Source organism: Spirillospora sp. NPDC049652, assembly GCF_040675125.1.
In the GTDB taxonomy this organism is placed as follows: domain Bacteria; phylum Actinomycetota; class Actinomycetes; order Streptosporangiales; family Streptosporangiaceae; genus Spirillospora.
Genome location: NZ_JBFAOF010001075.1, coordinates 1 through 2,244 on the forward strand (window position 1 = coordinate 1; position 2,244 = coordinate 2,244).

Sequence of the window (2,244 nt, forward strand, 5' to 3'; positions counted from 1 at the left end):
CGTCCACCCTGGTGTGGGGTGTGGCCCACCTGTCCACCGGACGGCGGCGGCTGGGCACGGCCCTGGTCGTCCTCTTCGTCGCGCTCGGGGCCGGGCTGCTCGCCTGGTACCTGATCTACCGGCCGAGCCTGATCCGCCTCGCCGTGCGGCCCGACCTGCTGCAGACCGCGGCCGGCGGCATGCTGCTGGTCGGCCTGTTCTGGCTGTGCGTGATCATCCGCTCGTACCAGATCACCCGTCCGGACCAGATGTCCATCCCGGCGCACGCGGTCGGCGCGGTCGCGGTCGCGGTGCTGTGCTTCGCCGTGGCCGTCCCGGTCTCCTGGGCCGCCCACACCACCTACGTCGCGCGCTCCACGCTGACCAGCATCTTCCACGCGGGCGGCACCGAGGGCGCCAAGCAGATCGACACCAGCGACCCCTGGAACGGGCAGTCCCGGGTGAACGTGCTGCTGCTCGGCAGCGACTCGGCCTACGACCGCGAGGGCACCCGCACCGACTCGATGACGGTCGCCAGCGTGGACACCCACACCGGCGAGACCGTCCTGCTGGGCGTGCCGCGCAACCTGGAGCACTTCCCGATGCCGCCCGGCCCGGCCCGCGACCGCTTCCCCGACGGCTTCACCGGGGACGGCCCGGAGACGCCCGGCCTGCTCAACGAGGTCTTCCAGTACGCCGAGGACCACCCGGACATGGTCCCGGGGGTGGCCAAGAACCACCGCGGCCCGACGCTGCTGAAGCAGACGATCGAGGGCATCCTGCACCAGCGGGTCGACTACTACATCATGGTCGACATGTTCGGCTTCGCCGACATCGTGGACGCGATGGGCGGCGTCAAGGTCAAGATCACCGAGCCGATCCCCTACGGCCGGGACGGGGGGGTGCTGCAGCCCGGCGAGCGCACCCTGCACGGCAAGGAGGCGCTCTGGTATGGGCGCTCGCGCAACGACAGCGACGACTACGCCCGGATGGGCCGGCAGAAGTGCCTGCTGCGGTCCATCGCCCGCCAGGCCGACCCGACGACGGTCCTGACCAGGTTCGACAAGCTGGCCTCGGCGACCAAGCGGGCGATCTCCACCGACATCCCGCAGGAGCTGCTGCCCGACCTGATGAAGCTGTCGGAGAAGGTGAAGGACGGCGCGCAGATCAGCACGCTGGCCTTCGTCCCGCCGCTGATCTCCACCGGGAACCCGGACTTCGCGCTGATCCGGCGGCTGGCCGCCAAGGCGATGACCCCGCCCGCCAGCGCCTCGCCCTCCTCCTCGCCCTCGCCCACGGCCTCCGGGGCGGCCTCCCCGACCGGGCCGGCGACGCCCGCCGGGGCCGCCTCACCGTCGGACGGCCCGACGGGGTCCCCGTCCGGCGACCCAACGGAGACCCCGGGCGGTTCGGACCCGTCCGGCCATGAGACGGCGAAGCCGATCTCCCTCGACTCGCTCTGCCCGTCCTGATCCGGGGCACACTGCCAGTGTGAGGGCGGTGCACCACGTCCGGCGGGTCGTCAACTGGGCGAACCTGTCGACGCCGCTCGGGCTGCTGCTCGTGCGGGTCGGCACCCGGCCCCGCGCGACGCCGGCGCGGGGCCCTGAGGGGCTGCTGCTGGCCGGCGGGTACCGGTTGCCGCTGCCGGTGGCCACCGCCTTCGCCATGGGCAACGTGATCCTGACGCGCGGGGAGGTGGCCGGCCTGACCGGCGACCCGGCGCTGCTGGCGCACGAGGCACGGCACGCGACGCAGTACGCCTGGTGCCTCGGCCCGGTGATGCTGGCGCCGTACCTGGCGTGCGCGGGCGTGTCGCTGGTGTGGTGCGGTGATCCGGCGAGCCACAACCCGTTCGAGCGGCTGGCGGGGCTCGCGGACGGCGGATACGTGCGCCGCCCGCCGCGCCCCCTTTTCCGGCGGCTGTCGAGCGGCCGGTGACGGCGGCGCGCCCGGCAGGGGGGATCATGGTGGTGATGGGTTCGACGAACGTGAGGACATTCGGGTGCCCCAGATCGAGGGCTGTGAGACCTTCCGGGTCGTGATGCCGCGCGCGCGGCGGCCGGAGAGCATCCTGGTCCGGCTGACCGGCGAGGACGGCGCGGTGGGCTGGGGCGAGCTCGCGGTGCCCGAGGAGGCGGCGGGCGCGGGCCCGGCATGGGCCGACATCGCCGAGCGGATGGCGCCCGCGCTGATCGGACTGCCCTGGGACCGCCCGGAGGACGTCTGGGCGGTCGCCGACCTCGGCACCAGCGGCGCCGCGGC

At 73.7% G+C, this 2,244-nt stretch carries 2 protein-coding genes and 1 pseudogene; all 3 read left to right on the plus strand.

Features of this window, described 5'->3' with window-relative positions:
• Nucleotides 1-1,451: LCP family protein (locus AB0J52_RS37045; protein ID WP_500187588.1), on the plus strand; the 1,451-nt coding region annotated here is incomplete at its 5' end.
• A 19-nt stretch (nucleotides 1,452-1,470) separates the two neighbouring features.
• The gene (locus tag AB0J52_RS37050; protein ID WP_500187590.1) at nucleotides 1,471-1,920 is read left to right on the plus strand and encodes a hypothetical protein; all 450 of its coding nucleotides are present in this window, start codon (nucleotides 1,471-1,473) and stop codon (nucleotides 1,918-1,920) included.
• Nucleotides 1,921-1,984: 64 nt separating this feature from the next.
• A pseudogene (locus tag AB0J52_RS37055) lies at nucleotides 1,985-2,244 on the plus strand (enolase C-terminal domain-like protein); the annotation flags it as partial.